The following is a 23,610-nucleotide window of genomic DNA, read 5'->3' on the forward strand; positions in this document are numbered from 1 at the left end:
ATCTCCGAGAGCTGCGCGTGACTCACCAGCGACCAGCAGGCACGCTACCGTGAAGCAAACGGATCGAGCGAGAATCGTAGTTTTCATCGTCAGGAATAGAAGAACCTGCTCGCAAACTTGGAGTCAATTTAGCCGACAAGCCTGCGTAAATTCCACTTTCTATTTTCTATTCCCAACATCTGAAAAATATGATAAGCCTATATGCGCGACCAATTGTTTAGTTAATCAATCCGCATTTAAAAGCAAGTGCTACCGCTTCCTTGATGTGAGAGACACCCATTTTTCGAGTAATTCTTGGGTATACGACCTGTCTGACGTGGCGCGCACGCATATCCAGTGCGGTAGCGATCGTCTCTGCAGAGCTGTCCTTCCAATGCAATAGGGCACGCAACACGGTCAACTCCTCACCAACGAGCTGAAACTGTCCTGCAAACTCGCGCAGCTGATTCAGCCGCCAGTCCGACAGGGCGCCAGCGGCGCTACGCCACCTGTTCTGATTGCGCGAAAGGATCCCATCGCCATCCGCGCAGTTCGCCCCGACAGCTGCCTGCAGAATTGTTAATGTCGATCTCGCGGGCTCGTGCACTGGACACGTGAGCATGCTGTACAAACCATGGCCCTGCGCTTCCTGAAGTAACCAGTGTTCTGTCGCTCCGTTTTGAAGATCAGATGTCGTTACCGGAGATGCGTTTCGCTTCGCATATTCGAGCAATGGGTCATTCATGTAGCCCGATCGATAGACGTACTTCTGCATCCAGGCAGGATCGCATCCGACGAGATACCGATGCTCCGCCCTGTCGCCACGACTATCGAAATCGATCCAGGTGATGCAGTATTGTTCGGCACCAAGCGAACTGGAAAGGTCATCCAACAGCGCTGCGAGATCGTATTCGTTGGTGCAGGCAGGCATGCTTGCCAGCACATCGTCGACGCTCACGGATCGAATGCGCCGTGGCGAGCGCTTCCTCCCATTGAACGTCTGTAGGCACGCACTCTTGATCGCATCGTAGGCCGGCGCGAGAATGTCGCCCCACGGATCAGCGCCCGAAAATTCCTGCAGCGCCCGCTCGCCCCGCAGCGGTAGAAGGAGCGTAAGACTCACATCATCCGGACGGGAGATCACCCGCTCGAGGATCAAGCGTCCCTCGCCATAATCCCGCAGGCGCAAAATGACGCTATCCGACCCGCCCCTCTCACGTCGTTGATACACGACGTTCGCGCGAGCATTTGGTAACTTTTCGACCACCGAGCCGAACATTACTGACCTACCTTGAGCATTGCCGTTAGTTCAGTGATCGGTGCCGGACGACCATAAAGGTATCCTTGAAGTGACACGTCCTTGAAACGCGATAACCATGCTGCCTGCTCCCGGGTCTCGACACCTTCAACCACCAACGATAGCCCGACGTCCCGCGCAAGCCGAACAAGATTTTCAACCAGGGCCGCTGCCATCTTCTGGCCCGGCGCTGCTTCGGTGAATTGCCGGTCGACCTTGATACCGTCTACGGTCTGCGAGGTCAGATGCGATAGCGACGATTGACCGGTGCCAAAATCATCCAGCACAACCCTGACGCCCAGTCGGCGAATATCCTGAAGCCGTGATCGCAGTTCGCGGCTTCCGGAAAGCACCGCCGTTTCAGTTATCTCGAGCTGGAGTACATCGGGATCCATCAGATTGTCGTTAAGGCATTCCTTGATGGTGTGCGCCAACCCTCCCCGGGCGAGTTGAACCGGCGACACATTGACCGACAGAAAGAGCCGGTTGTCACTCGCTTCCTGCCAGGCCTGGAACTCGCGGCACGCCTGCCGCAAGACGTACTCACCAAGCTGCACTATCAGACTGGAGGATTCAGCGAGGGGGATGAACTGGTCGGGTTTCAATACGCCCTTCTGCGGATGCCTCCATCGGACAAGCGCCTCTACGCCGCGTAGCGTACCTTCGACGCTAACAATCGGTTGATAGAGCACGAAAAATTCACGATTGGTGATTGCGTATTGCAACGCCTGCTGTCGCTCGATCAGCGATAGCGCGCGATCAGAAAGGTCACGGGTATAGATATGAAACCGACTTTCCCCGCCCTGGCGACCACGTTCTTTGGCCGCATACATCGCCAAGTCTGCTTTCGACAGTAGTCCAAACTCGCTGTCATCCGGATCGCTATGCAAGGCAATACCGATGCTGACGTTGACTGTGTAGTCGTGCCCACGCATGACGAATACACGTTTGAACGCCTGAATGATATCGACAGCTATCCGTTCGGCGTGCGCGAGTGCGTGCTCGCCACGCAGGACGTACGCGAACTCGTCGCCGCCTATCCGCGCCAGCAAATCTTCTGAAGCCGCACACTCTTGAAGACGAAAGGCAACGTTACGCAACAGATCGTCCCCAACCTTATGTCCCAACGTATCGTTGATGGCCTTGAAGTTATCCAGGTCGACGTAGAGGAGCCCGACCATGCCTGGTTCTTCATTGCGCATCCATCGGCGCGCCGTTTGCAGCATGAGGTGCCGATTCGGCAGCCCAGTTAGTGAGTCCGTCTCGGCCAGTTTCCGAAATCGACGGGTCACTACCACCTGCCAAGCAGCAGCAGCCAAAAGCGACAGGCTCAAAAAGGAGGCGATCACACAGTAGAGTACCTTGGCTCGGCGATACGGAGTCAGTGCGTCTTCGGCCGAAACGCCCGCGACTACTGAGACGGGATACGCAGACAGATGGCGATATGAAACTACACGCTGAACACCATCCACGGGGTCCTTAACGACCTTTCCCTTCGCTCCGGTCATTGCCGAATAGGCCGAGGCGGGTGGCCCATTGGGCGACGCAGGCTCCCCACCGGCCAGTCGCGATAGCAAATAGCCATTGTCGGACAGCACAGCCAGCATCCCGTGGAGGCCAAGGCCATCAAGGTTGTAGAACCCGTCAGTTAGAGAATTTGGATCTTCTGAGACAACGACCACCCCTGCGAATGAACCGTCAAGATGACTGAGTCGGCGGGTGAACTGAAGGGTCCAGTGTGACGAAACGCGTCCGAGCACTGGCTGGCTGATATAGAGCCCGATGTTCCCTTTCTCATGAACCCGGAAGTGCAGCCGATCTGATAGGTTCACGGCGCGTGCGTCCGGCGTCGTTGTTTGCACAACCTGTCCGGCCGCGTCGACGATCGTTACCTGTAACGCCGTATCGGCCGAGACAAGCCCTCGCTGCTTGTAGTCGGAGAGCGAAAATGTCGCCGGCGAGCGCTCGTACTCATACTTGACCCACTGCACGACTACATCGGCGTCGTGCACAGTTTTGGCGATGTGCGCCGCGAAGGCGCTGGCCAGCTGTGAGCTCGTGACAGCTGCGGCAGTACGGGCCTGCTCACCTTCGTCTTGAATACGTTGAACCGTAACTGCCCAGATCGTCGCAATTAACACCAGCGCGACAAGCGGGAACGTGAAAGTGCGATCCGCGTAGGCGCTCAATACTTCGGCCAGACGACCAGGAGCCAAGGCAGCTCTCCGCGATTTCGACAAGGCCATCGCTGGTTCTCCCGAGACTTCAACGACACGAATAGTCTGAGGAAGAACCTGTTCAAATCGTGGAACGGTTACAAACTGTTTCTCATTATGTGAAATGGATATCTGCTGCTCCCGCGGTCTTTCACGCCGCCGGCAAGGCGGCTAGTACCGTTGACGACGGCGCGCGCCGGCCAATGTTCCGCTGCCGGAATGGGTCATCTGACGGCCGCGGCAAGTTCGCCCGTCCCGCCGGCAGTTTCCGGAGACCGGCAGCCAGCGATCATGCACCACACATGGGCGCGCGGGAATGCTACAAATTACGTTCTTTTTGCTACAACGTGCAGGCGAATGGGGACAAAAGCACTGTCGCTCATCGGTCAAGGGCGGAATGGCGATCGGGCCACACGCCGGCACCCTGTTTTTCGTGAAACATTCCTCGGCGATCACTGTGCGAGCCTTGCCAGACAACGATTTTCGCCGACACGGCATGCGCCCTGGAATGTTTCACGGGGACGACAGATTGGCCCTATTATCACCTGAAGGTTCCCTAGCTTTCTTAGGCCCTCATCGCGATCGAGTTTCGCAAAGTGCCGCCTAGAGCGGATCTCAACAACCGGTTTTTGTCGTTCATCGCAGATTACCGGAGAACGCAGCCCAAGTCAGAAGGAGTCCTGAATGATGTTTGATGCTTGATGCGAACCCGACGATCCTGACGGGTGTGAAACAACCGGGTATCTGCGGAGGCCCCTGTATGCGAACCACCCTCGATATAGATGACGAGGTGCTCGCCCTCGCCCGCGCGCGCGCCGACCGCGAGCACGTGTCGATCGGCCGCGTCATCTCGCAGCTCGCCCGCACGGCGCTGCAGCACCCTTCAGTCGCAGCCACCACGCGCGACGGCCTGCCGGTATTGCCATGCTCACACCGCCGGCTCCGTCACGCCCGAACCCGTCAACCAGATGCGCGACGAGGCACCCTGATGGCGTATCTGCTTGACATCAACGTACTGATTGCGCTACTCGACGCCGGGCACGTACAGCACGAAGCTGCACACGAATGGTTCGGTCGGGTCAACCACCCGGCGTGGGCAACCTGCCCGTTGATCGAAAACGGCGTGCGCATCATCGCGCTACCCGAAAGCAATTGAGAAGCCGGCCGCGGTCGCGCCACTCGTCGCAAAGCTGCGCGCGCCTCCTAGCCACATCTTTTGGTCTAACGGCCTGAGCCTGCTCGATCGGGAGCACGTCGCCGCGAGCCGCATCCTCGCGACCGACCAGGTGACCGACACGTACCTGCTCGCGCTCGCGCGCCTGCATGAGGGCGCCTTGGCCACCTTCGACCGCCGGCTGGTGGTCGATGCGGTGCCGGACGGTGCGCGCCACCTCGAAGTTATTAGTTGATGCTGGCGTGGAGGCTTGATGAATGATATTTCCTGCTCATGCCAAACGATCACTTCCGGGCCAACACCACGATTCGCACCCGCACACCGCAGGCAAGACTGAACCGCGGCATCTCGGCCGCCCCGACCGCCGGCGGCGCGCGACCATCCCCGCGCAAAACAGGCTGCTAACGACTTGCAGCTCGCCTCGCACGGCTCACGGTAAATGCCGGCACCTCCTTCTCCGGTCAGTTTCAACGACATCATGCAAAGTTGCCGGCGCGCTGAACCGGCGGGTCTCTGATACGCCAAGCCAGAAGCTCCACGGGCCCGCGTGGCTTCGCCGACACCGTGCCGGCGAAGGGCCGGCGGCGGCGCTTTGAATTAGCATTTGGCGGACGGCGATGCACTAGCTGGGCGCGCCTAGCGACCGACCTCAAGTCAGGATGACGGGAACACTGGAGGCCATGGATACTGGCGTTCGAGTTGCTTGGCGTGTTCTTCCGTCACATGGTCTATTCGACGGAATGTCTTCCAGACAGTCAGGCCTCGTTTAAGCCTGTTCTCATTCAGGCAACACCTAACCTGCAGTCGACGTAAGCATAGGTCGCCAAAGTGTCGGTACTACTGACACATCACGACGTTGCCTGAGCCATGGCGCTATCCGGAGGTTCAGCGTGTCAGTAATACTGACACCTGGACATCCGCTTGAGGTACAACGTGCAGCGCGGGTCAGGCCGCAACGAAAGACCGAAGTGTCGGTACTACTGACACCGCACGACGTCGCCCGAGCCATGGCGCTATCCGGAGGTTCCCCGCGTCAGTAATACTGACACCTCGACATCCGCTCGAGGTACAACGTGCAGCGCGGGTCAGGCCGCAACGAAAGACCGAAGTGTCGGTACTACTGACACCGCACGACGTCGCCCGAGCCATGGCGCTATCCGGAGGTTCAGCGCGTCAGTAATACTGACACCTCGACATCCGCTCGAGGTACAACGTGCAGCGCGGGTCAGGTCGCAACGAAAGACCGAAGTGTCGGTACTACTGACACCGCACGACGTCGCCCGAGTCGTGGCGCCATCTGGGGTTCAGCGCGTCGAAACCTCGCGGGCACGCGCTCTCCGAGCGCTCCCTGTAACTTCCCTTATTGCCGACACTCTAGTGTTACGGGCGTATCGCTTTGGGGACGAAAAAAAACCCGCAAAGTTGCGGGCTTCTGTCCAATAAGTTCGATTACTGCTGCGCGCTTGGTTCTTCCCTGTAAAGCTCGCTGATAAGTTGCCGGATTCGAGTCTCTTGAACTTCGCTAAGCGACCCGGTCTTGATTTTGACGGTGAACGAGTTCACGTCCTTCGTAATGCTCCCGGCCTGTTCCTTTCCCGAAAAGAACTTCGCGATGCTCCGCTCGCGGGCCGCCGCTCTCGAACCCTGACGGGTGGCTTGCGCTACGATCGCGGCAGCATATCGTCCCTGAAGAATTTCTCCTTTGACAACGTCTGACCACAAGTCCTTTGCCGCAGCCAAACCGGCAGCGCCATGCTTTTTGATAGCCGACACAATTTCTTCTGCAGCATTGCACCCAAGCAGCGCGGGCTGCAAGTCCAATTGATCCTTAATGAAATCAGGCAGCTTGTCGAACGCCAAGAACTGATACAGTCCGGTGCGAGACATACCGAGGGACTCAGCGAGCCGCTTTCGATTCGGAAACTCTGCTTCCGCACGACGCAGCGATATCGCAATTTCATAGTCGGCTAGGTTGGATCGCCCGATGTTCTCTACCAACGCGAGAACAACCATATCCTCATCGGAGCACTCGACTATGACGGCCTTGATTTGCTCCATGCCCAAGATTTTGTGCGCACGCAATCGCCGCTCACCAGCAACCAGCTGATAGCCGGAGTCAACGCGCCGAACTGCCACCGGCTGAACCAACCCCTTTTCGCGAATAGACTCGGCAAGATCCGAAAGCTCAGCCTCGACAAAAATCCGCCGCGGTTGCCATGGATTCGGCACAACCTCCGCAACGGGAATCGTTGCCTGGCCACCGCTCGCTTCCAACTCTTGAATTTTGAGTTGTGCAGCTGCCAAGGCTCCTGCCATCCCAGGCCCTGTCTTCGGCTTCTCAACCACAGGCTTAGCCGCGTCCATCTCATCGTCAGAGATTGAGGACGTCTTCCGGAGGTTGGCGGTTTGGAGAGCCATCCGGTCACGAATACTGCTCATTGTGCGAGACTCCATTCGTCGACGTACGTGTTGTCAATCCACCTGCAGTATTCAACCAACGGTTGGCGTACACGCTGCACCGTCTTTGAGACCCCGTCGGATTTGCTGAGGTCAAACACTGTCGAGAGAGCGAGCGCGCCGTTGCTCATCACCGAACTCGCCGGAATCTCAGTCGTGGTCAGCCAGTCTTCGTAGGCGCGTTGCGTCCACGAGCGAACGATGGGTGCTGACGACGTCGGGCTTGTATCCACCTTCGACAGAATGACGGAGATGAAATCGTAGACCTTGTCTGACTCCTTCTCCATGAAGTTCGCGGCAATATCCGAGAACAGCCCCCAGAACGATACCGAGCTGATGAAGTCTAGACTCTCCGGCACCAAGGGCATCACCATCGAATCTGCCGCCATCAATGCGTTCAATGTGAGGTACGAGAGGGAGGGAGCTGTGTCCAGAATGATGTAGTCGTACTTCTTGCGCAGCGGCTCCAGGCCTTTCCGCAGGATTGCCCAAAACTGATAGCTCGGGCGAGTCTTAAGCATCGAGGGGATGAAGAACTCAGCACTGAACAGCGATGGATGCGCGGGAATTACATCCAAGCCGTCCCAATAAGTTTCCTTGATTGCAGATTCCAGACCGCCTTCCATCTCCTCGTTATAGATAAAAGGCAGAACGGTCGAATCCTCGTCGACCTCGTTCTCGGCATAGAGTCCACAGAGTTCAGACAGAGAGGCCTGCGGGTCCAAGTCAACCACGAGCACCTTCCGTCCGCGCAACGACAACCCTTGCGAGATGCACATCGTCGTCGTGGTCTTCGTCGACCCACCCTTGAAGTTGGCAACCAGAAGAATCTTGCCGTCGGCGTCGCGACCAGTCACGAGCGGCGACTGATAGATTTCCGACAACTGTTGTACGTAGGTACGCGCCTCGGCCAAAGTGAACAGGCGGCTACGGCCCGTGCCGTGCGCAACGCCCGGCGGCAACGCACTTCCTTCCCGCGTCGCTTGGTAGTGGAGCTTGGTTCGGTCCAAGCCGCACAGGTCTGCCACTTCGGCAGTCGTAAAGTTTGGCGGCGCCTTTCGCGGCCTCGGCGTGAGAATTTGCTCGCGCAGCTCCGCCGTCAGCCCGTCCAGTTTTTTCGCAAATTTGGCGATCTTCGCGAGGGGAACCTTGCGTGTGATAGCAGGAAATTCGGCTTTAGACATGGTTTTTACACTTTCACCGGAAATCGGGACGAAGCGTAGAATACTCGAAAACTTTAGAAAAATCGCTTCCAGATAAGCGAGTTTCTTAAATTTTCCACCTAACCCCTTGGAAAACAACACAAAAAGATTGAACGAAAGAACGGAAGGGCCAGAATTGCCGGTTCGTGCGCAAGCATTCCGACGTTTCATGGTGAGAGAAATTGTTGAAATGCGTTGAAGGAGTCGGTGGAGGAGGGGGTGAAGGTGGGTGAGAAGAATTGTTGAAGTCTGCCAATTGATTCGCCCTGCCGCGCATTTTCAACAATTTCTCTCACCATCCAATGCCAGGCATATCGCCTTGGCACACAACGCGAGGCACCTTTGCCCCAGAAGCTTCCTCCGCAGCCTGGTCGTAAGTCTCCCGGCAGCCCATAACCTAAGCGTTGCAGCGGCGTTGAACGCAGGGTCGACGGCAACTCGCCTACAAAAGTGCTCACCATCGTCCACCGGCTATCGACTTATCCACAGTGCCCTGACCGCAACCTGCCGCGCGGCGAACCTTGTTACGGTTCATGCCGGTAAACCGAGCAGCCCTGCGGCTGCCGCGCCACAAAAGCACTCACCATGCTTCAACAAAACGACTCACCCATTTCGAGCGGTTTTCGGCCGAAGACCCCGCCAGGTAAGGCTTTACGCAATCGGGGGCAACATTCAACAAAAATGCTCACCGTCAATCTTCAGCCACAGAATCACTCACCTGGCGCTGGTAAACTTCTCACGCTCGCAATGGATTTCCCCTCACTTTCGGCCAACAAAAGTCCTCACCTCAAGCACAAAATCGCTCACCTACACGTGTCTAACCCATTGTTTTTACGAATCTTTGCTTTTCCCTGTTGTTTGTTCGTTGGTTTTGCTTTTTAAAAGACTTTGAAAAACATACAACCGTCGCCCGGGACCCTGAGCCTCTCGAAACCAGAAAGGTGAGCAGATTTGTTGAACGGGCATGTGCCTAGAGGATGGTGATCAAAATTGTTGAAACGATCCACGTCATGGTGAGTCTTTTTGTTTTGACATCTCACCTACGCGTGCTACAGTCTGCGCGACTGGCAACTAGGGACAGGGACCTCGATGGCAAACAACATCATGACGCGCGCAACCTCGCGCCAGCTGTCGTTTGAGCTGTTCGAGGAGATGCTCGGCACCGATACGCCAATCAATGAATCAACGAAGGAGATTGGCTATCAGCGTAATAACGTTTTTATCGACATTACCGATGTGGGCATTACAGCCAGGCGACTCCTGGATGCAGCGCACTTCATCGTGGCGCAGGAGCCGACCACCCCAAAGGTCTATGATGTCGAGCTGAGCTACTTCCGATGGCTCATGCGTTATGACAGCTACAACTACAAGCACCTGCGAACAGTGGTGTCCGAGGCTCAAAAAGCCTTAATTCAGGTTTCGGCCTCGCCCCCTGGCAGTACGTCCGCGGAGGACGAGAAGTGGGTGTCCGTACAGCTCATCGGTATCGTCGGTATCGACAAAGGGCGCATCACTTTTGCGGTTCCTGAGCCGCTCATTCCGCACATCAAGGACCCGGTCAAGTCGCACTGGTTGAGCCTGAGAATCACCTCTGCCTTCACGCTCACCTATGCTCGAGCCATTTACGACCACGTCATCGGTTACGTGGCAGAAGGCATAACCGAGTGGATCGAAGTCGATGTGGTACGTGGTTGGCCAGGGAGGGCTGCGTCGACTGCAACCGAATTCAAGTATTTCAAACGCGACAACCTCGACAAGGCGGTTAAGCAGATAAACGCAGTCTCGGACATCGATCTGAGCTACGAGACTCGCACCGTGAGCCCGAAGTCGAAAAAGATTGACCGGATTCGTTTCAGGCTGACGCGAAAGGAAACCGCTGGAGCCATTCGAGCGAGCCTGCTTGGCGCACAAGAGATATACACGACGCTGAAGAACGAATTCGGCTTCACAGAAAAGCAGTTCAACACCATCTCGCAAAACCGAGCCGTGTGGTCGGATGAGCGCATTCTCCAGGCAATCGAGTACACCCGCGCCAAGGTCGACTCCGGCCAAGTCAAGAAGAGTCCGGGCGCATACCTGCTAAAAGCTATCACTGATGGCTACAAGCTATCGGATGCTGACCGCAAAATGCTAACGGTACAGCAACAGCAGCGGGAGCAGGAGAGGTCGGAATCCAGCGCGAAGCAACTGGCGACCGCGGCCGTCGCCGCAAGCACCGAGGCGGCAGAGGAGCGCAGCAAAACACAGACCGTCGAGAATGCTGACCTCGGTCGTGAGGCGTATCACAAGGCAGACGGTAAGGCGCAAAAGGACTTCATGCGCGCCTTTATCGCCTCCGCGGCCGGTAAACTGGCCATCAAGCGGGTGAAGCTCAACCCGGCGACGATTCATGAGTCGGAAGTGCTGGCACATAAGGATCTATCCTTTGCGCTCTACTCGTTCGTGTTTCTGCGCACCAAAGCGAAGGCCGTCTCCAAGGCTTAACGGTACGCGAGCTCTCGGCTTCACACCTTGTAGACCTGCTCAAGCATTTCCCTCTAGCTCGCATTCGCGGTCGTTGCGTTAACCGAGGCCGTTTCACCACCATGCTTCTCGTGCGGCCGCTGAAGGTGCCGCGTCGCGGATGCACCTCCGCGCTTTGCCTTTCGATTGGAGACGACTAGCTGATTGATAGCGAGCACATCGATCTGCCATTCGATCTCGCTTCATGACGGGTATTCACCTTTCACAACAATTCGTTCGTATTGCCGAGTTATAGGTCGGGTGCGTGAGAGACCTGATCGATTGGCATTGAAAATAGAATGCCGATTTTTCCTGGCTGAGATTTCGCATCGCGTGCACGCGAAATTCCGCATCAGTATAGTCGGCATCACCAGGGATCGATTCGATAGCTGTTAGAACGCGCCGCATTGCGATCGCCGCTATGCGTTACGGAACCCGCGCGTCGTGAAGCAGGAGGCAAGACGCGCCCAGGCAGGCGAGAATGGCGCCGACCTGCTTGTTTCAAGCGCGATGGATCACATGCCGCAAATCTCGGGGGTCGTCACCAGCGGGTGAGTGACTTCCGCCTCGCAATCCGCCGACGCGCGGCGGGTGTCGATGAGATCGTGCGTCACCCACCCGCTTTCCCGTTCTCGCTTCCCGATTGCCAACTGCATCTATAAAGCATCCCCTCGAGTCGGTTCGGGCGAAAGGTGCACGGTCATGGGAGTGGATCCGGCCCGGCGCGGTCTGCTGCCGGGCGCCAGATACACCCGAGCCCGGCCCGGTCGCATAACAAGGCCCAAGCCGAGTAAGGGATTGCGGCGTCTTCGCTGATCCAGCGGCGCACCTGCCGACCGCCGTTATCCGACAAGCCGAGATAACGAGCAACCGCGCGTCCCGGCAAGCCGGTGCGACGGATAACCTCCTGAATTTCGGCTCCGTTCGGCTGTTCCCAGCCGTCCTCCGCCGATCGCAGGCAGGCGGCCCGGATTTCAATTTGATAGCTCATCCTTCCCTCGAACCGCTTATTTTTCCATGTACTTCGTGACGATTAAGTCCCGACGGCTTACACCGCGGGGGATACACGCGCCCGGCTGGTGGCCGCCCTGGGCTATACCGCATCGTCCCGCCGCTTACGCGGCGCTCCGGTGCTCTTCCCATTTTCGACAATGCGACTATGGGGACCCGTGCGCCTCGATCCGGGCGCGCGGCGCGCGCGACACTGCCGTGATTATCCAGCCCCCACGGCTCACGCCGCGGGGATACACGCGCCCTGTGGGCGCTTGACGACCCGGCTGGTGGTCAGCTTGGGCTATACCGGATCGTCCCGCCGCTGACGCGGCGCGCCGGCGCTCTCCCCATGTCCGACGACGCGGCCATGGGGGACCCGTGCGCCTCGATCCGGGCGCGCGGCGCGCGCGACACTGCCGTGATTATCCAGCCCCCACGGCTCACGCCGCGGGGATACACGCGCCCTGTGGGCGCTTGACGACCCGGCTGGTGGTCAGCCTGGGCTATACCGGATCGTCCCGCCGCTTACGCGGCGCGCCGGCGCTCTCCCCATGTCCGACGACGCGGCCATGGGGGACCCCGTGCGCCTCGATCCGGGCGCGCGGCGCGCGCGACACTGCCGTGATCATCCAGCCCCCACGGCTCACGCCGTGGGGGATACACGCGCCCTGTGGGCGCTTGACGACCCGGTTGGTGGTCAGCCCGGGCTGACCCGGATCGTCCCGCCGCTGACGCGGCGCGCCGGCGCTCTCCCCATGTCCGACGATGCGGCCATGGGGGACCCCGTGCGCCTCGATCCGGGCGCGCGGCGCGCGCGACACTCCCGCAATTATCCAACCTCCTGGCATGCAAGGGGAGGGGCGCCAGCGCGCGGCCGTCCGATTAGCTTCGCGACAGATCGCGAAGCTAACGCGGTGGCGGTTGCTGGTTTCCATGCGCCGTGCGGATGGCGTCCACCTGTTCGGGCGTTAGTCGCGACACCGCTACAGACGTGGCGCGCTCGTAGATCATCAGGCCGTACACGTGAGCCAGGGGGCGCGCTTTCGCACACAGCGCCGCGCCCTGGCCACGCGATTCCTGTGCGCACCAGTAGTTGATTGCCTGTTCGATTTCAGCAATGGTTAGGACGGCAGTCATGGTTGCCTCACGGGCCCGCGCGATTTCTACGCGGGCGTTGAATACTACTAAGGATGCCGAAGCTTAATGCAGATTCCCGTCGTGCTCCATGAGCATGGCAACAGGCGCGCAGGGCGGCACTCGCTCGAAACCAGCGAGGGCGACGCGGGCGATGGCGCGCAACTCATCGCTACGCATCTCTGCCGGATTGCCGTTGTGATCGAGCATGCTGGCAATGCGCCGGAGCGCATCGGCGGATTGTGCCGCCGCGTCAGCAGACAGGGCCATGCGGTACAGTTCGCCGCGAACGATGCCACGGTCTCCGTACTGCCAGACAGCCAGGAGCGGCAGCAGGGCGGACAGCCACGTGGGACGGGTATTGAGCGGATCCATGTAAATTCCCCTTTATGGGTGCGCCCCGACCGGGAGGCCGGGGCGGTCCGGTTAGCCGCGCAGGCGGCGCAGTTCGTCAGCCAGCACCCACAAGGCACGATTCAGACGGATGTTTTGATCGATGCCCGCGACCGCTCGGGTCGTGGTCGCCTTGCCCTTCGCGTTCCGACCATGCAGCCCACCGCGAATCATGTTTTCCTGCACTTATGTGGCGATGCCGCTTACGTGGAGCAATTCAACAGACCCTGCGTCGGTCGGGAATTTCTCTCGCTACATCTGCACATTACTTTTCAGATCGCGCTAGCGTTGAGATCCCTCATCCATTTCAAGAGGTGATCGTCATGCTTGAAGAACTCTTTGTTCGCGTCCACGCGAGATACACGTCCTCACCGCATGCCGCCGAGCTCAACGAGTTCGCGCTATGGTTGATCAGCCACGGGTACGGGCAGCGCTACGCCCAGCGACTCGTTTTCCGTGCCATGCGCTCTCTGGATGCCTTCGATCTTCCCTCGGCTAGTCAATGGACTGATCAGCAAATCGACCGTGCGTTCCGCAATCGCCGCCACCCTCGACTGTATCGCCACGCCAGCCACGCTTTTCGTGCTTTCCTCGTCTCTGTCGATAGACTTTTACCGACGCCAGCGGAGGACCCGAGGGCGGTACTGATTGAGCAGTTCGCCGATTATCTCAAAGAGGTTCGGGGGTTGCACCAACATACCGTCTCGCAATATGTCAGCGAAGTTCGTTCGTTTCTGAATGCTACGCTCGCCAATAGCTCATCGATGGATTCGATCAACGTCGACGACATAGAACGTTACGTTAGTCGACGGTCACGTTCCGTGAACCGCCACACGCTTCATTACGTACTGGCTCAGATACGTGTCTTTCTGGACTACTGCTCGGAGCGAGGCGTACTTCCACGGCCGATTCAATCAATCGACCTTCCTCGCGCGTTTCGACGTGATCAGCCGCCCCGTGCACTTACATCGGATCTCATTGAGCGATTCCTCGACTCTATTGACCGACGTGACCGTTGCGGCTGGCGCGACTTCATGCTCTTCCACCTGATGGCCCGCTATGGTCTGAGAACAGGTGAGACGACGCGACTGACGATCGATTCGATCGACTGGGCTGCAAGGGCGCTCCGTGTCGAACAGTACAAGACGCGAAGCTGGCTCACTCTGCCGCTGGCAAGTGAGACGATTGAGCTGCTTCACCGCTATCTTGCGGACCGCCGACGGACCAGCCCATGTGGAGCACTCTTTCTCACTGCGACGGCGCCGGATCGGCCAATGACGAACGCGGCGGTGAGCGTTGCGTTCAAGTTTCGAGCCCGCCGCAGTGGTCTTCCAATCGCCGATGCCTCTTCCTATGCCCTGCGTCATTCATTTGCAATGAGGCTGTTCGAGAGCGGCGTGAACATCAAGACTATTGGCGACCTGATGGGTCATCAAAGCCTGGAGAGTACGGCTGTTTACCTCCGGCTGCACATGAACGCGTTGAGAGACGTCCCATTGCCAGTTCCACAGCCACAACCAGGATCAGGAGGCCACCATGTGCGCCTTGAATCTTGAGCAGGCTGTCGAGGGTTATCTCGAGTATAAGATCTCGCTTGGTCTAAATTTTAAGCAGGAGTCCTGGTTATTGAGGCATATAAAGAAACAAATTCTCGAGGACGGCCGCGTCGAGCTAGACGCAATTGCGTATGAGCACTGGAACAACAGCATCAAGGATCGGCACAACAATACGCGGCGTAAGTGGCAACAGATCGTCTACAACTTCTGCCTCTATCGACGGCGCAGTGATCCCACTGCTTTTGTACCGGAAGCCGAAGGATTTGTCAGGAAGCGACCATATGTCACGCCAGTGATCGTTGAGCCCGAACAGATCAGTCGAATGCTCGTTGTGGCCACGGGACTCTCGTCAAACCGAAACTTTCCGTTGCGTGGACCGTGCATGCGACTCGCCGTTGTACTGCTCTACACCTGCGGACTGCGCCTGGGCGAGCTGCTACGACTCAGGCTTTCCGACGTGGAAGAAGGCGGTCGTGTGCTGCGTATCCGCGAATCCAAATTCCATAGGTCCCGGCTCACCCCGTTGTCCGAGAGCGCAGCGGGAGAATTGCGAGCCTATCTGGACACGCGTCGTGCCATGGCCAGTACCAAAGCTGATGCGCCGCTTTTGTGCAATCGCTTTGGAGGCGCCGTGCATCCATACAGTCATCCAGGTATGCAAGCCGCGCTGATCAATCTGTTTGACGCCGCCGGCGTTCGCGACGAATACGGCCGACGTCCGCGCGTGCATGACCTTCGCCACAGTTTTGCCCTGCAGGCGTTGATTCGGTGGTATCGGCAACGGGCCGACGTGCAATCAAAGTTGCCGATGCTCGCGCTGTACATGGGACACGCATCGATCGAATCGTCCGCATATTACCTGAAGTGGGTGCCAACGCTGCGACAGCTGGCAAGCACGCGCTTCGAAGAACGATTCGGCTATCTCGTAGAGGGAGATTCGCTATGAAACGCCAACTTCCAACTGACCTTGCGCAGGCCATATTCCGCTTCTTTCAGGACTACCTTCCCGCCCAGCGAGGGATGAGTCTACATACGATCCATAGTTACCGCGACAGCGTGATATTGTTTTTACGCTACCTTACTGAGGATACCGATAGGACGACAGATAGACTGCAATTGCGTGACTTCACGGCTGATCACGTGATTCGTTTCCTTGCCCATCTGGAAGCGGAGCGCAAGAACACTATTGCCACCCGGAACGTACGGTTGGCGGCACTGCATACGCTCGCCCGCTTCCTCTGCGGGCACGACCCCGAACACATGCTCATTTTTCAGGGCGTACTCAATATTCCGTTCAAACGTGGTGCGCCGCGTGTACCGATCGATTATCTTGACGCGCATGAGGTCGAAGCGCTGCTTGCTGCGATAGACCGAACCACCGCAACTGGTCGACGCGATTACGCATTGTTCGCGACGATGCTCAATACCGGCGCACGGGTGCAGGAGGTCCTGAATCTGAAGGCGCAAGATATTCGATTCGATCCTCCCCATCAGGTTCGCCTCTCGGGTAAGGGCAACAAGGTACGCCTGTGTCCCATCTGGGAAAGCACTGCGCAGTTGCTGCACCAACTGGTACGCGATGGTGATTTGAAGCAGTCCGATCAGTTTGTGTTTCGAAACCGCCGTAATGAACCGCTTACACGGTTTGGCGTTCGCTACCTTTTGCACAAGTACTTGCCTGTGTGCAACGGACAAGGATCGCGCGAAGGAGCGAGACGGCCCCATCCCCACTGCCTGCGGCATACGACAGCCGTTTTCCTGCTGAAGGCCGGCGTCGATTTCGCAACGATCAGCCAGTGGTTGGGGCATGCCCAGCTCAACACTACGATGCGATACGCAAAGGCCGATATGGATCTGAAGCGGCAAGCGCTCTGTCAGGTGTTCCCCGAGGTGCTGGGCGCACCCGCTATATCAGCAGTTCCGCTTGACGGTAGTCGATTGACCAGTTGGCTACGGCGACTCTAGTTTTCGCGAACCCTGCGCGGCGCGCTGCATGAACGCGGCCGCGCTAGCCCAGCTGGCCACCCGGAAATAATGTGCAATGAATCCGCCATCAACATGGATCTCACTCTCGAAAGCGACGCTACTCAACGTAAGCGACAAGGCAACATAAGTGCAGTAACGTTATGTGTAACGTTACTGCACACGGTTGAAGGTGGTCCAGATATCGGAGCCCTGATCCTCGACACGACGCGGCGCGAGAATCTGCCGTTCCGTCACTGGCACAGGCGCGCCCTCGTCGTAGCGCAACGCGAGCGCTGCGCGGGCGAAGGCGACCTGTTCGCCCTCATCGAGCACCGTTTCCGCCATCCCTTCGCGTTGCTCTGCCGTCTCATCAAAGCTTTTCACCACCTTGAATGCGCCTTCGATGACCTCGCCAATCACATCACCCTTGTGCGGGATGCGGATATCATTAGTCACGTTGCCGCATACGATGCCGTTCTGGCAGGCCCAGCGAATCATTCCGGCGATCATCTGGTAGCTCGATGCGCCATTGTGCGAGTTGACCAGGATAACCTCGTTGGCTTCGCGGCCGCCGATCTGGTCGGCGTGGCGCAGGCGGATCATGTGCTTGGTGAAATCGCGCATGTCCTCATTGCGCACACGGGTCTGGCAGACCATGAAAGGCTGAAACCCTTCCTTGCGCAGGGCGTCGAGTACATCGACCGTCGGAATGTAGCTGTAGCGCGCCGAGCGGCTTTCGTGCGCGGTGTGGGCAAGAATGGAAGGCGCGACTTCTGCAATCTGGTCATTTGTCAAAGGATGCTGCGAACGCAGTGCGACGGCATTCCCGCTAAAACGGGTTGCAAGCTTGTTCATTTGATTCCCCAATGAAGGAGCCAACCCGGCCCGGGGGCCGGGGCCGGTCAGTTAGTCGATGGCGCGCAGGATGTTGGCCGCTTCCACGTGCTGCGTAGCGAACTCACGTAGCTGGTGGTAACGCTCGATGATCGTGTCATCAAGCGTCTTTTCCGCGAGGTGGCAAAGAGCGAAAAGGGTGACGGTAATGCCGAAGGCATCCGCGCCCATCATGTCGCTGTAGCCGTTCATATGCCAGCGCACATGCACGCGGCCCATATCGGCCGGAGCCATGTAAAAGCCGTCATTGGAGAGGGAGAAGAAATGCCAGAAACCTCCCTCGTATCTGCTGCACAGACGCGCGGCCCAGTCATACACCATGGATTCGCCGGTGAGGTAGTGACGACCGAGGTAGCGCGGTAGCACGTTCAGGCGCAACTCGTCGGGGACGACAGAAGAAGTAACGCGGTTTTGAACTTCAGTGGTCATCGGATTTCTCCGGTTCGGCCATCGCTTCATTGCGAGGCACATATTTAGTTTAGGACTAAAAGACCTATATATCAATGAAGGAGTTCGGATTTTAAATTGGATATGTATACTGAAAACGGGAATCAATTAGATTTTTCAATCGTCGTTATTCGGTCTAAAAGACCTATATAATTTACTTGTGCCGCGCAATGAAGCGATGGCCGAACCGGAGAAATCTGATGACCGAACCCACCTCGAACACGGCCGGTGGAATTCAGTACGTTCCATACAACCGCCTTTGTCTGTCATCCCTGAACGTGCGCAAGAAAGCGCCGACCGGCATCGACGCCCTGTCGGCGACCATCGCCGAAAAGGGCTTGATCCAGAACCTGGTGGTACATGAAATGAAGGGCAGCGCGAAGCCGCCGAAGCTTGGCGTCTGTGCTGGCCAGCGCCGCCTGGCAGCACTTGACCTGCTGGTTGAGCATGGACGAATTACGAAGGACTACCAGGTGCCGGTGCTGATCGTCAGCGAAGGCGAGGCGGTGGCCGCGTCGCTGATCGAAAACCGCGAACGCGAGGCGATGAGTCTGGCGGATGAGTGCGTGGCGTTCCGGCTGCTGACGGAGGAAGGCAGGAGCGTGGCGCATATCGCGGCCCTGTTCGCGGTGCCGGATGTTGCGGTACGCCGCGCGCTAAAAATCGCCAACCTTTCGCCGTCACTGCTCGACCTGTTGCGCGATGACAGGCTCGACTACGAACAGGCGAAGGTGCTGGCCCTGGCTGATGACCACGCGACGCAGGAGCGCGTATGGGGCGAAGCCGTCAATAACTGGCAGCGTCGACCGGACGAGTTGCGTAAGGCCATCACGCGCGCGGAAGTCGATGCACGCGAAAGCGCCCTGGCGCGGTTTGTTGGCCTGGACGCTTACGAGGCGTCAGGCGGACGTGTGAGGCGCGACCTGTTCAGCGACGACGCAAACGCCGGATACCTGGAAGATGCCGAACTGTTGCACCGGCTCGCAACGGAACGGCTGATCGAGCTTACCCAGGCGGTCGGAAACGAGGGCTGGCATTGGATCGAGGCGCGGACGCAGTATCCGGCAATGGAAATCCTGCGTTGTGGCCGCATTGGCTCGACCACGCGCAAGCCTACGAAGGCCGAGAAAGCCGAAATGGCCGCGCTCACCGCAACGAACGACGCCGCCCAGGCCGCGCTCAATGCGTACTACGACGAGGACGGCGAGCCGGACGAGGAACGGGGCGAGCGTCTGGAGGCTCAGGCCACGGCGGCGACGTTTGCGGTGGACCAGTACGCGGAGCGCTTCGAGGCGTTCGACCCGGAAGAGATGAAACAGGCAGGCGCGTATGTCTATCTCGATGACGATGGGCGGGTCTGCATTGAGCGCGGGCTGGTGCGACGCGAGGCGGCAGCGACTGCGCAGGCAGGCGCAACGCACGCCGTGAGCGCACGTGCGGCGAGCGCACCGAAGGAGCGCCCGTTGCACGGAGAGAAGCTGTGCAAACGATTGACCGCGCACCGTACCGCCGCCGTCCAGATCGAGCTTGCGCAGCAACCGACCGTAGCCCTTGCTGTGCTGATGCAGCGCATGATTCCGGTCGTTTTCGACGACGTGTACCGGCGCGCGTATTTGGACTATGCGGTCAGGATCGACGTGCACACGACGCGCGAGGCGCTGGTATCGAGTGCCGACGACATGGGCGAGAGCGTGGCCTGGAAGGCACTGGAAGGCGAGCGTGAGAAGTGGTCGCGCATGCTGCCCAGGCGCGCGGCAGACCTGCTGCCATGGCTGCTGGAACAGGACGAGGACGTGCTGTCGAATCTCTTCGCGTTCTGCGTGGCGGCGACGGTGGACGGTATCAGCGGCGCAGACCGCCCGCACGCGGTGAACGAGATCTCGAACACGCTTGCGGTGGATCTGTCGCGCTACTGGAAGCCGACGCGCTCCGGGTATTTCGAACACGTGGCGAAAGACCGGATTGCTGCCGTTGTGGGCGAAAGCGTATCGCCCCAGGCGGCAAGCGAAGTGCGCGGCATGAAGAAAGACGCCGCAGCGGAGGCGGCAGAGCTTCGCATGTCGGACTCGGGTTGGCTGCCGGAAGTGCTGCGTAACCGGGAGGTTCCGGAGCGCGTCACGTACGGCTACCACGAGGACGACGAGGGGGAACATGACGAAAACGGCGACGCCGCCGCCGAAGCGGACGGAGTGTCCGAAGCGCAGGCCTCGCCTGGCGAGGAGGCAGGCGAGCCGTACTGAGCGCGCGTCGCGCGTATTCGAGTAGTCCATACGAGGCCGTCCGGATGCATGTCCGGGCGGCTTTTCATTGCACGCGCGATTGCAGGGCCAAGTTACCGGCGCTCATGCCGGTTTGTCTTTTTCGGGGGGCACCGGGTCGAACGGGTTGGGCCACAGGCTTTTAACGGTGGCCTCTGCGCGCGCTATGCGCTGTTCGTGCGTCAACAGGCGTTTTTGTTCGCGCGTCAGTTCTGCGGTGAGCCAGTCGTCGGGCAACCTTTCACCGACAGGCGCAATCGGGCGACGCTCACGCACGGCGGGGCGCGCGGCTGCCTCAGTCGGGGCCGCGCCGGTTTCACTGTCGGGGACACCGCGTTCGGCTGCTACCGGGTTGGCCGCCTGCCCTGGCACATCTGCGGGAGCACGGCTGACTGCCGGGCCAGTTTCCGCCTGTGACGCGCGCGCGAGGCGGGACACGATGCCCCGTTCGCGCCGGATTCTTTTGAGTGTCAGAGCGAAGGTCTGATAGGTGAAGACGAGTCCGGTTGCGGCGAGTTCCTGGATGATTGCGGCGTACCGGACGCCCGAGCGAATGGCACGTTCGACGCTCTCGAACACGTCGCGAAGCTGGGCGGTCTTGGACCGGCCATCAGATGCAGCCGCGAGGACATCAAGGCGTTGTGCGCGTTGTACTGCAATCAGGGCGTCCATTTTGAGCGCTCACGTCAGGGGGAACGGGCACAGTATGGCGCGAATGATCGAAGGCTGCATCCTATCTGTTAGGTATGCGATCTTTCATGATCCGCAGGCTATCCAGAAATGATTGAGCGTTGATTCATCGTGATCCATGGGTGATCTATCAAACGGCGCTGGATTGCAGGTCGAGGCACGACGTATATGTAGACGGAAATGCTAACGCATTTCCGTCTACATATACCGTGCTCCAAGGGGATACCCCTTGGAGAACCCGGCGGCCGCCGCCGACGAGCGTGCCCGTGTCGCTTTGCAGACAGACCGGCGGCACGTGCGTCTGGATGCAGCAGCAGTTTTGCACCGAAGGAATTGCATGCGCATCTCCGCAAAGGCGTCGGTGCGCGCGATGCCCGTGAGCGCGAAACTGGCTTGCTCGCAGCTATGCACCTCGGGTTTTTTCATGCGCAGGCGGCGACGGGACCCTGGCAATGGCAGTACATTCTCAGCATTGTTCCTGGGGAATCCGATGAAACTCACATCTGCAAAAATGCTTGAGATCATGGAGTCGAGCCGCGAGTACCTGGCGGGCGAGCTGGCCAGGCGATTCGATACGTCGATGGCGCAGATCAACGACATGCTTTGCACTCTTGCCGAAGAAGGTCTTGTGCGCATGAGCAGTCATTCATCACGCATCGTCCGCCTTGAACGGCTGTCGTTCGCGCCTCTGCCACCGACACCGCTTGTATCAGACACGGCTACACGGGCACCTGTATCCACCCCACCGTTCGCCCGCCAGATGCATGGCTGGTCGCGGAACTGCGAGGCGTCGCTCCTGGGCGTGCACAGCTTCGCGATGCCCGTCCGACCTTCACGCTGAGCGCAGCATGGAACTTGTCGAGCGGGATCACCCCGGGACGGTGAGGCGACATCTGGGTGCTGAAGAAGCCGCAGCTGTGCGGCGGTTCTGTGGCGACGGACAGCAAGTGCGGCCTGAGGACGTCAGACTCGTGGAAGCGGTGCTCGAAGAGATGCACGACGGACGACATGTGCGTTTGTGGCTCGAGTGCGACTGCGTCAGAGCACCCGGTGGCCGGCCGCGGTTGACTGCCCGGATGCGTGAAGACGGTCCGCGTCATTTCGTGCGCATGCATCAATACGGCGAGCACCACTGCGCCCTGGCGTCGTTCCGGCAGATGCCGGAGCCGGAAGACGTTGAGCCGGGCGATGATCGCGCGCGCCCTGGCCAGCACAATCCGCTCAGACCAGTGCGCGACGCGCTTGACTATCTGGTCGATCTGAACGAAGGCGCGGCACGGCCGGGTGGCTCGACTGGATCAGAGGGCGGCGTGGGCGAGCGGGGCCGTCGCCTGCCGCGCCTCGGACGCATCCTGCATACGCTTCTTGAGGACGCCGACTTTGCACGGCTGCACGTCGAAGCGCTGAACGAAAAGTTCAGATCGTGGGAACGGCTTGAGGCATATGCAGCGGATCAGGCGCTGAGCCCGCAGCTATCGCTCTCGCAGATACTCTATTTCAAGCCGTGGACGCCTCTTAACGAGAAGATGACAGCGGTCGACGCCATGGCATGGCCGAAAAGGAAGGCACGCAGTGCGCTCCTGCTGTTCGTCGCCGACGAGCTTCGCGCGGGCGCTGCAATCAAGAAAACGAGCATGGGAGAGTGTATTCTTCGCCCGGAAAAGGGTATTCGCGCCGGAGGCCGCGATCAGCGACTGACGCAGCCACCTTACTGGGTGCTCGGCGTGGTCGACCGCGATCGCGACGGCAACGCGCGCGTTCGGGAAGCGTTCGCGCAGCAGGCGTATTCGTTTGCGCGTCCCGTACCTCTGGACAGCCGGTATGAGCGCGTCACGCTGAAATTGCTGTTCGACGTCATGGCGTGGGTCAAAAAGCACGGCGTTGAGGTGACGCTCTGGAAGCCGCTCTTTGATCGGGAAGTGAGACAGACCGACGCGCCGAGCCAGTGGTGCCGACCCGACTTTGAACTGACGTTCCGATCGGTGGCAGCCGCTGGCGTTGCGGCACGGCCGCACCGTGTCATCATCGAGACGATGGGCGTCGACGATCCTGACTATCTCGAACGCAAGTTGCGGACTCAGGAAATCATGAAGCGTCGCGGCATCCTCATCGAGCATCGGGTCGCTGATGATGCCGCCCAGAAAGAACGGGACGACGGGGCCTGTCATAAATTTTGTGTGTAAGGCATAACATGTAGCTCAAGGAGCATGTATGCCACGCAAACCCAAGACGTCCCCCGAGGCCCTGACGGCGTTGCCGTCCATTCCGAAGGAACTGATCGACCAGTTCGTGAAGGGGCCGATGACGGCCGAAGCGGTGCATGCCGCCTCAGCGGCGTTCAAGAAGGCGCTGATCGAGCGGGCGCTGGGCGCCGAACTTGGACACCATCTGGGCTATCCGGCCGGCGCCGTGCGGCCCGAGAACGCGACCAACCAGCGCAACGGCAAGAGCGG

At 59.1% G+C, this 23,610-nt stretch carries 18 protein-coding genes and 3 pseudogenes; 10 read left to right on the plus strand and 11 right to left on the minus strand.

The genetic code is table 11. From position 1 onward, the window contains the following. Positions 1–217 precede the first annotated feature (217 nt). Positions 218–1,258 (minus strand): helix-turn-helix transcriptional regulator, encoded by a 1,041-nt coding sequence (locus E1N52_RS36900; protein WP_133189245.1) that lies wholly within the window; start codon positions 1,256–1,258, stop codon positions 218–220. Further along, positions 1,258–3,522: a bifunctional diguanylate cyclase/phosphodiesterase gene (locus E1N52_RS36905; protein ID WP_133189247.1), complete on the minus strand. Its 2,265-nt coding sequence runs from the start codon at positions 3,520–3,522 to the stop codon at positions 1,258–1,260. The genes E1N52_RS36900 and E1N52_RS36905 overlap by 1 nt, the downstream gene beginning before the upstream one ends. 730 nt (positions 3,523–4,252) lie before the next feature. Between E1N52_RS36905 and E1N52_RS45055 the strand changes: the two genes are divergently transcribed. Together E1N52_RS45055 and E1N52_RS45385 are read left to right on the plus strand one after the other, a co-directional pair. Next, positions 4,253–4,648 carry a PIN domain-containing protein gene (locus tag E1N52_RS45055; RefSeq protein WP_246089384.1) on the plus strand — a complete coding sequence of 132 codons (396 nt, stop codon included), beginning with the start codon at positions 4,253–4,255 and terminating at the stop codon, positions 4,646–4,648. 130 nt (positions 4,649–4,778) lie between these two features. Then, on the plus strand, positions 4,779–4,901 hold the full coding sequence (locus tag E1N52_RS45385; protein ID WP_281282816.1) for a hypothetical protein: 123 nt from the start codon (positions 4,779–4,781) through the stop codon (positions 4,899–4,901). Between the two features lie 1,214 nt (positions 4,902–6,115). Here E1N52_RS45385 and E1N52_RS36920 read toward each other — a convergent pair. Together E1N52_RS36920 and E1N52_RS36925 are read right to left on the minus strand one after the other, a co-directional pair. After that, the gene (locus E1N52_RS36920) at positions 6,116–7,105 is read right to left on the minus strand and encodes a ParB/RepB/Spo0J family partition protein (protein WP_133189249.1); all 990 of its coding nucleotides are present in this window, start codon (positions 7,103–7,105) and stop codon (positions 6,116–6,118) included. Next, positions 7,102–8,307 (minus strand): ParA family protein, encoded by a 1,206-nt coding sequence (locus tag E1N52_RS36925; protein ID WP_133189279.1) that lies wholly within the window; start codon positions 8,305–8,307, stop codon positions 7,102–7,104. Before E1N52_RS36925 ends, E1N52_RS36920 begins: the two co-directional genes overlap by 4 nt. A 1,107-nt stretch (positions 8,308–9,414) precedes the next feature. Here E1N52_RS36925 and E1N52_RS36930 point away from each other — a divergent pair. Then, a complete protein-coding gene (locus tag E1N52_RS36930) occupies positions 9,415–10,809 on the plus strand; it encodes a replication initiation protein (protein ID WP_133189251.1) in 1,395 nt (464 codons plus the stop codon). A gap of 718 nt (positions 10,810–11,527) precedes the next feature. On the opposite strand, the gene E1N52_RS36935 is transcribed toward E1N52_RS36930, so the two are convergent. The 4 genes and pseudogenes from E1N52_RS36935 to E1N52_RS44375 all read right to left on the minus strand — a co-directional run. Beyond that, on the minus strand, positions 11,528–11,818 hold the full coding sequence (locus tag E1N52_RS36935) for an XRE family transcriptional regulator (protein ID WP_133189253.1): 291 nt from the start codon (positions 11,816–11,818) through the stop codon (positions 11,528–11,530). A 908-nt stretch (positions 11,819–12,726) separates the two neighbouring features. Then, positions 12,727–12,957, minus strand: coding sequence for a DUF3717 domain-containing protein (locus E1N52_RS36940; protein WP_133189255.1), 231 nt, complete (start codon positions 12,955–12,957; stop codon positions 12,727–12,729). Between the two features lie 63 nt (positions 12,958–13,020). Beyond that, complete coding sequence (locus tag E1N52_RS36945) at positions 13,021–13,329, minus strand: hypothetical protein (protein ID WP_133189257.1); 309 nt, start codon at positions 13,327–13,329, stop codon at positions 13,021–13,023. A gap of 51 nt (positions 13,330–13,380) precedes the next feature. Continuing rightward, positions 13,381–13,533: pseudogene (locus E1N52_RS44375) on the minus strand (DUF932 domain-containing protein); the annotation flags it as partial. A 137-nt stretch (positions 13,534–13,670) separates the two neighbouring features. Between E1N52_RS44375 and E1N52_RS36950 the strand changes: the two are divergent. From E1N52_RS36950 to E1N52_RS36960, 3 genes are read left to right on the plus strand one after another with little or no spacing between them, the layout of a single operon-like run. Further along, positions 13,671–14,903, plus strand: coding sequence for a tyrosine-type recombinase/integrase (locus E1N52_RS36950; protein ID WP_165979537.1), 1,233 nt, complete (start codon positions 13,671–13,673; stop codon positions 14,901–14,903). After that, on the plus strand, positions 14,884–15,849 hold the full coding sequence (locus E1N52_RS36955; protein WP_133189261.1) for a tyrosine-type recombinase/integrase: 966 nt from the start codon (positions 14,884–14,886) through the stop codon (positions 15,847–15,849). The genes E1N52_RS36950 and E1N52_RS36955 overlap by 20 nt, the downstream gene beginning before the upstream one ends. After that, positions 15,846–16,868, plus strand: a complete 1,023-nt coding sequence (locus E1N52_RS36960) for a tyrosine-type recombinase/integrase (protein WP_133189263.1) — start codon at positions 15,846–15,848, stop codon at positions 16,866–16,868. Before E1N52_RS36955 ends, E1N52_RS36960 begins: the two co-directional genes overlap by 4 nt. A gap of 174 nt (positions 16,869–17,042) precedes the next feature. On the opposite strand, the pseudogene E1N52_RS36965 reads toward E1N52_RS36960, so the two are convergent. Together E1N52_RS36965 and E1N52_RS36970 are read right to left on the minus strand one after the other, a co-directional pair. Next, positions 17,043–17,723, minus strand: a pseudogene (locus E1N52_RS36965) (DUF932 domain-containing protein); the annotation flags it as partial. A gap of 51 nt (positions 17,724–17,774) precedes the next feature. Next, positions 17,775–18,191 carry an antirestriction protein gene (locus E1N52_RS36970; RefSeq protein WP_133189267.1) on the minus strand — a complete coding sequence of 139 codons (417 nt, stop codon included), beginning with the start codon at positions 18,189–18,191 and terminating at the stop codon, positions 17,775–17,777. A 218-nt stretch (positions 18,192–18,409) separates the two neighbouring features. Between E1N52_RS36970 and E1N52_RS36975 the strand changes: the two genes are divergently transcribed. After that, positions 18,410–20,449: a ParB/RepB/Spo0J family partition protein gene (locus E1N52_RS36975; RefSeq protein ID WP_133189269.1), complete on the plus strand. Its 2,040-nt coding sequence runs from the start codon at positions 18,410–18,412 to the stop codon at positions 20,447–20,449. A 102-nt stretch (positions 20,450–20,551) separates the two neighbouring features. On the opposite strand, the gene E1N52_RS36980 is transcribed toward E1N52_RS36975, so the two are convergent. Beyond that, on the minus strand, positions 20,552–21,139 hold the full coding sequence (locus E1N52_RS36980) for a hypothetical protein (RefSeq protein ID WP_133189271.1): 588 nt from the start codon (positions 21,137–21,139) through the stop codon (positions 20,552–20,554). A gap of 247 nt (positions 21,140–21,386) precedes the next feature. Between E1N52_RS36980 and E1N52_RS45060 the strand changes: the two genes are divergently transcribed. From E1N52_RS45060 to E1N52_RS36995, 3 genes and pseudogenes are all read left to right on the plus strand, one after another. After that, complete coding sequence (locus E1N52_RS45060; protein WP_246089385.1) at positions 21,387–21,998, plus strand: helix-turn-helix domain-containing protein; 612 nt, start codon at positions 21,387–21,389, stop codon at positions 21,996–21,998. 7 nt (positions 21,999–22,005) lie between these two features. Further along, positions 22,006–23,340 carry a hypothetical protein gene (locus E1N52_RS36990; RefSeq protein WP_133189273.1) on the plus strand — a complete coding sequence of 445 codons (1,335 nt, stop codon included), beginning with the start codon at positions 22,006–22,008 and terminating at the stop codon, positions 23,338–23,340. A 28-nt stretch (positions 23,341–23,368) separates the two neighbouring features. After that, positions 23,369–23,610 (plus strand): annotated as a pseudogene (locus E1N52_RS36995) (IS256 family transposase); the annotation flags it as partial.

This window comes from Paraburkholderia guartelaensis, assembly GCF_004353905.1.
Classification (GTDB): domain Bacteria; phylum Pseudomonadota; class Gammaproteobacteria; order Burkholderiales; family Burkholderiaceae; genus Paraburkholderia; species Paraburkholderia guartelaensis.